The organism is Streptomyces bambusae (assembly GCF_020532645.1).
GTDB classification, from domain to species: domain Bacteria; phylum Actinomycetota; class Actinomycetes; order Streptomycetales; family Streptomycetaceae; genus Streptomyces; species Streptomyces bambusae.
Genome location: NZ_JAJAUZ010000087.1, coordinates 22,767 through 28,984, shown reverse-complemented (window position 1 = coordinate 28,984; position 6,218 = coordinate 22,767). Strand labels below are relative to the sequence as shown.

Genomic DNA, 6,218 nt, shown 5'->3' with positions numbered 1-6,218 from the left:
GCTTTGCTCCGCCAACCCTGATCCGACCGTCATTCCGTTCGGTCGGGACCGGCCGGCAAGCTGAGATCGTCCCACAGAACGCCTCCGCGAGAGGCCAAGCCTCTCGCGGGGGCGGGCGTTCATTTCCACTCCATTCTCACGAGGAGCCCTCGGTGGCAGACATCCCGGTTGCTGATTTGCGCGTACTGGACGCCTCTTCAGTTTCCACTCTCGAAGATATACACGAGCCTGTGGTGATCCGTGGACTCCAAACCGGATGGCCCGCACTCGAGCTCTGGACGCCGGAATACTTCCGCAGCCGCTACGGGGACCACTCCATTCAGGTCCGCGAGTACGAGCCGGGCGAGGAGTACGCATACAAGTACGCGAACCGCCGGCTGGCGGACATGCTGGACCACTGGGAGAACGCCCCGCTTGATCCGGAGTCCACTGGACCCCGGACCTACCTGGCCGGATGGAACTTCGTCAGGGACTGTCCTGAATTGCTGGACGATTTCACGACGCCCGAGATCTTCTCTGAGGACTGCATCAACCGGCTCCCGGAGCAGGTCCGCTTCGGGCGGATGTGGCTGTTCTTCGGAGAGCCCGGCTGTTCCACCGGCATCCACTGCGACACCTTCTCGACGAGTGCCTGGCTGACCATCATCAAGGGCACCAAGAGCGTGCGCTTCGTCCCGCCGGAGGCCGGCGTTTCCTTCCGCCGCACCGACAGCATGTGGTCGCAGGTCACCTATGACGAAGTGATCCGGGAAACGGGACTCCCGGTGTACGAGGTGACGCTCCAGCCCGGTGACACGCTCTACATCCCGGCCGACTGGTTCCACGAGGTCCGCAACCCCGAGCGCAACCTCATGCTCACCGCCAACTTCGCCGAGGAACGCAAGCTCCTTTCCTTCCTCGCGCAATTCGAGACCCGTCTCATCGAACCGATCTCCGTCCTGCGTGAGACGCGCAACGAGCTCGTGGAACGTCTGGCGAAGCCGGGCGCCGCCGCCGGCGAGCTCCACGATCCGGCCTTCCGTGCACAGCAGCTGGACTGGGTCCGCGGCGCGATGGGCAACTTGCGGACGTACGAGGAGACCCTGATGGCCTGGGACGAGACGTCCGGTGCCCGCTGAAACCCACGCAGCGCTGGCCTTCGACTCCTTCCCCGGAACACTCGAACAGCCGCTGTGGAGTGACCACAGCGGCCTGCAGCTGGCAACGCTGACGACCCGTCCGCTGCTGGCCGCCCCACTCGAGTCGCCGGAGGCGCTGCTCATCGGCGCCAGGGAGGTGGACAGCTCCGGCGACGGGCTGCGTCACGACTTCGCCATCCGCCCCGGGGCGCAGTGGGGCGACGGATCCCCGGTGCGGGCCGCCGACTACGCCGAGGCCCTGCTGCGCGCCGCGGCATCGTCCACCGCCACCGGCTACTGGCTCCGTCATGTCGAAGAGGTGACGGTCCAGGACGACCTGCTCCGGGTACGCCTGTCCGCCCCCGACTTCAGCTTCCCCCACCTCACCACCCTGCCCGCGGTGGCTCCGCACCGGGGCGGCGACGGTGCGGGGAGCTATCGCATCACGGCTTCCACCACCCGCACGATCTCCCTCGCCCGTCAGGCCCATGCGGACGGAGACGTCCCAGACCGGCTCGTGCTGCGGCGCATCAAGGACCCGGTCCTGGGCCTGAAGGCCTACGCCGAGGGCCGCGTCGACATGACCTCGGACACCGCTTTCCCGTTCCACCGGCTCGCGGACTTCGCCGGTGACCCGGCCTTCGGTGTCAGGCAGCTCGGCATCATCGTGGTGCTCGGCTTCGAGGGCCGGCTCGCCCGGCCCGACGGCCGCGCCGAGAGGGTCGCGATCCAGCAGGCGATGGCAACGGACGCACTCGCGCAGCTGCTTCCCGCACCGCTGCTGCCGCGCCCCGACTTCATGCCGGACAACGACTTCCGCCGCTCCTACGAGAAGGCGGCGCAGCGGAAGCAGGTACCGGTCCGCAGGGCCGTGCGCCCCGGCCAGGGCAGTGCCTACCGCATCGCGTACGACACGTACTACCCCAACCGGGAGATAGCGGCCGTCGTCGCGCACCTCCTGCACGATGCGGGGATCCCCGCGGTCCTCGTCCCCGACCGGTACGAGAACCGCACGGTCGGCACCGACCTGCGCATCAACCTGTTCCGGGGACTTCACCCGGACCGCCTCGGGGTGTACCGCGGCATGACCTTCCTGGAAGAACTCCGCTCACACCGCACCCTGGACGAGTACGTGAACACCCTGCGCAGGTTCGATGCCGCGCCCACGACCCCCCGGTCGGTCGAGGAAGCGTGCCGGGAACTGACCTCGATACTCGCCCGCGACGCACTCTGTGTCCCTCTCGCCGAGGTACCCGGAGTCTTCCTCTCGCGCATGACACGACCTCTGGGGGAATGGGCATGACCGACGGCCTGACAGAAGCGCTCCGGCAGCAGTTCCCCCACGGGATCATGCTCCGTGCAAGCGTCGCGCTCGTCGAAGGGGAGAACGCGGAACTCGTCGTCCTCGGCGAGCGGGGCTTCCAGGTGGGCGGCGCCGACGCCGCCCTGCGCGACTGGGCCGGCGGCCTCGTCGCGGGCATCCGCTGGAACCGCTTCGAACCGACCGGCCTGCGCATGGCCCTGCTCTCCGAGTTCGCGGCCCGCGACATGCTGGCCCCCCTGCCCGCGAGCGAGGAGACCGACCAGTACACCAAACAGCGCCTGTGGTTCGCCCAGGTGGCCGAGGAGCCGGACGCCGCCGCCGAGCGGATCGCCGGCCACCGGGCGGTCATCCTGGGCTGCGGCGGACTGGGCTCCCTCGTCGCCGTGCACCTCGCGGCCATGGGAGTCGGCAAGCTGCTGCTGATCGACCACGATGCGGTCGAAATCACCAACTTCAACAGGCAGTTCACCTACCGGCGCTCGGACCTCGGCCGCCCCAAGGTCAACGCCCTCGCGGACTTCCTGGCGGATCGTTACCCGGACACCGAGATCGACACGGTGTCCGCGACGGTCGGGGAAGGAACGCTGGAGACCGTGGCCGCGCCGCTGGTCGAGAACTCGGGGCCGGGTGGCTGGACCCTGTTCTGTTGCGCGGACCGGCCGGTGGGCACGCTGTCGGCCGTGGTCGCCGCGTTCGCAAGGACGCACGGCGGTGCGGCGGTCTTCGCGGCCGCCGGACTGGAGGAGGCCGCTGTCGGCCCGGTGCTGAACGCCGCCGACGACGTCGGCCACCGGCTGTTCACCCAGGAGATGGACGAACTGGGTGCCGTGGCCCGTGCCACCCTCGGCGACCCGATCATGAGCGCCTCCATAGCACCCGTGAACACCATGGCCGCCACCGGGATGGTCAGTGAATGGCTGAACGGGGTGGTTCTGCGGCGGCAGACCAGAGCCCGGTCCAGCCGGTATGTGATGAACCTGAAGGACACCCAGGTACACGAAGAGAGGACATGGAGTTGAGCACGGGCATAGCAGTTGAGGTCCGGCACGAGCGCGATCAGCGGGACATGTCGGCGCGGGCCCGGGTACTGCGCGACCTTTTCGGTGCGGAGCCCAAGCGCGACGCCGTCACCCTCGAACCGGTCACGGTGTCCCCGCGCGGGATCACACTGGTGACGGGCTTCAGCGGTACCGGGAAGTCGAGCCTCCTGCGCGAGCTGGCCAGGCACACGGACGTCCTCACCGTCGACGACCTGCCTCCGATCGGTCCCGACGACCGGGTCATCGACCTCTTCGACGAAGAGGTCAACGAAGCGGTGTCCTGGCTCGGGCGGTTCGGCCTCGGCGAGCCCCGGCTGATGATGTCGCGGCCGGACCACCTCTCCGAGGGGCAGCGGCACCGCCTGATGCTGGCGCGGCTGGCCGCCACCCGAGCCGATCTGATCGTGGTGGACGAGTTCTGCTCCAACCTCGACCGCACCACCGCCAAGGTCATCGCCCACAACTTCCAGCGGGCCTGCCGGTCACTGGGACTCAACGCCGTCGTGGCGACCGCCCATGACGACCTGGACGGATACGTCTGCGCGGACGAGCACATCACGATCGGCTTCGACGGATCGGTCCGCAAGACCTCGGCCGAGCACGAGCCGGACGCCCACATCACCGAGGGCTTCGTGGAGACCGTCGGCTCCCGGGCGGACTACGAACAGCTCGGCAGCTACCACTACCGCTCCGAAGAGGAGCGCTGGATCGACTGGGAGAACCTGGTCACCGAGGTGCGCACGGTCCGCATGGGCCGGATGCTGGTGGCCGTGAAGGTGTTCTGCCGTCCGTTCCCGCAGGCGTTCGAGGCACTTCCGACCCTTCGCCGGATCAACGAAACCGTGCTGTGCGAGGAGCGGGTGATCGTCCACCCTTCCTTCAGGGGGCTCTCGCTCAACGCGCGGATGTGGCCGGTCTCGGATCAGCGGAAGGTGCTCTACTGCCAGTCCGCTCTGGGGCGCCTCCTGCCCTTCCAGCTGCGGGCCGGCTACCGTCGCGTCCCCCACCCCTCCGAGTCCCCGACCGCACAGCAGTCCGCCCTGGACGCCTTGCTGCGGCGGCACGATCCGGACCTCAACACGAATTCGACCGAAGCCGTCGCGGGCCTGCTGCACACCCTGCCCGAGGACGCCCTCTCGGACATCAGGAAGATCACGACCGAGGCCTTCTCGATCGCCACGCAGCGCCAGATCGTATTCGTGGCGGAACTCGGCGGGATCGAGGTGGACCCCGCGGACCTGGAATACGTGGACCGAATGTCGGAAGCAGCCGTCATGTCGGCCGATGTGGATTCCCTGGCCATGATGGTCGAGACGGCGACGCCCTTCAAGATGGCGGGATTCACGCGGAGCTGGTCGCCCGAGTCCGGATGGCAGGTGCCGAGAAATGCAGACCGCTGAACTTTCCGCCGCCCAAGAGGCCGCCGGCCTGCTGCTGGATGCCGAGACCGCTCTGGGGGTGTCGATCGACTTCTTCCTGGAGCGGGTCCACAGCGTCGACTGTTTTCTGCTGGACGGAAACCGGCCCACGCTGGAAGAAATCACGCGAAGCGGATTCTCGGTCACCGTGCGGCACCGCGGCGCCACGGGAGAGGTGGCGGTCAACAGTATTTCCGTGGACGCGCTGCGCCAGGGGCTGGCCGCCGCCGCCGAACGGGCCGGGGTCACCGGGCTCCCCCTGGACCGCCTGGCCGCCGCCGTCCGGTCCGCCGTCGGGCCGTCAGGAGTCCCCCCGCGCACGGGCGGCGAGACGGACACGCTGTGGAAGGTGTACGACACCGCCCGGCGCGAGGGGCCCCTCACTTCCGTCGCCGTGTCGTACTCGGGCGAGCTCCGGGAGTTCCTGGCGCTCGGTCCGGGACGTACGCACAGGGAGGTCACGCTGCCGCGGTACCTCCTGTCCGGCAGGGCGATCGCCGAAGGCGAGACGGTCGGATACCGGAAGATCGGCACCCGCGACGCGGACGAATGGCAGTCCGGACATGCCGCTGCGGACGTCGGCCGGGAAGCCGGCAGCTCGGCCCTGCGCAAGCGGGGCGCGGTTCAGGTGCAGGAGGAGGACGCCGTTCTCGTCATCGCCGCCGGCGCCAGCGGAGTGCTCGCCCACGAGCTGGTCGGCCATCCGCTCGAAGCCGATGTCGCCGCCGGCGGCCTGGCGGGAGTGCGCTGGGAGTCCGGGGACCGGATCGGGCCCGCCGGTCTGAGCGTGGCCGACGACCCCGGTCTGCCGGGGGCGTGGGGCAGCTACGCGCACGACGACACAGGTGTTGCGGCCGCCCGTTGCCCCGTCGTCGAAGACGGCGTGGTCACCCGGCTCATCGACGGCACGGGGCGGCAACGGCGGCAGTCCTTCCGCTGCCCGCCGCTGCCGCGGATGAGCAATGTGGTCATGGAGCCGGGCCCGGACGACCCGGCCGCCCTGACGGGCAGCGTACGCAGCGGCTACCACGTTGCCCGACTGGGAGCGGGCATGCTGGCGGACGACGGCGTCTTCTCGGTCGGCGCCGTGAACATCCACCGGATCCGTGACGGCAGGCTCGCCGAGCCGGTGGCCGACTCCGTCATCAGCGGCCATGTCGCCGATGCCCTCCGGAACATCAGGGGGATCGGTTCCGATTTCGCCCTGGGCGGTCCTGCCTCGTGCGGCAAGTACGGGCAGGGGGTTCCGGTCGGTGACGGCGGGCCCACCCTGCTCATGACCGGCTTGACCATCGAGCCTGCGCCGCTCAAATAGCGC

At 69.2% G+C, this 6,218-nt stretch carries 5 protein-coding genes; all 5 read left to right on the top strand.

From position 1 onward, the window contains the following. Positions 1 to 230 precede the first annotated feature (230 nt). Genes LG634_RS34485 through LG634_RS34465 form a run of 5 tightly spaced genes read left to right on the top strand, consistent with a single transcriptional unit; the run spans position 231 to position 6,215 of the window. The gene (locus LG634_RS34485; protein ID WP_308072736.1) at positions 231 to 1,118 is read left to right on the top strand and encodes a cupin-like domain-containing protein; all 888 of its coding nucleotides are present in this window, start codon (positions 231 to 233) and stop codon (positions 1,116 to 1,118) included. Then, a complete protein-coding gene (locus LG634_RS34480) occupies positions 1,108 to 2,421 on the top strand; it encodes an ABC transporter substrate-binding protein (RefSeq protein WP_226739960.1) in 1,314 nt (437 codons plus the stop codon). Before LG634_RS34485 ends, LG634_RS34480 begins: the two co-directional genes overlap by 11 nt. Beyond that, positions 2,418 to 3,461, top strand: coding sequence for a HesA/MoeB/ThiF family protein (locus LG634_RS34475; protein ID WP_226739959.1), 1,044 nt, complete (start codon positions 2,418 to 2,420; stop codon positions 3,459 to 3,461). The genes LG634_RS34480 and LG634_RS34475 overlap by 4 nt, the downstream gene beginning before the upstream one ends. Beyond that, the gene (locus tag LG634_RS34470) at positions 3,452 to 4,882 is read left to right on the top strand and encodes an ATP-binding cassette domain-containing protein (protein ID WP_226739957.1); all 1,431 of its coding nucleotides are present in this window, start codon (positions 3,452 to 3,454) and stop codon (positions 4,880 to 4,882) included. The genes LG634_RS34475 and LG634_RS34470 overlap by 10 nt, the downstream gene beginning before the upstream one ends. Continuing rightward, positions 4,869 to 6,215, top strand: a complete 1,347-nt coding sequence (locus LG634_RS34465; RefSeq protein WP_226739956.1) for a TldD/PmbA family protein — start codon at positions 4,869 to 4,871, stop codon at positions 6,213 to 6,215. The genes LG634_RS34470 and LG634_RS34465 overlap by 14 nt, the downstream gene beginning before the upstream one ends. Positions 6,216 to 6,218 lie beyond the last annotated feature (3 nt).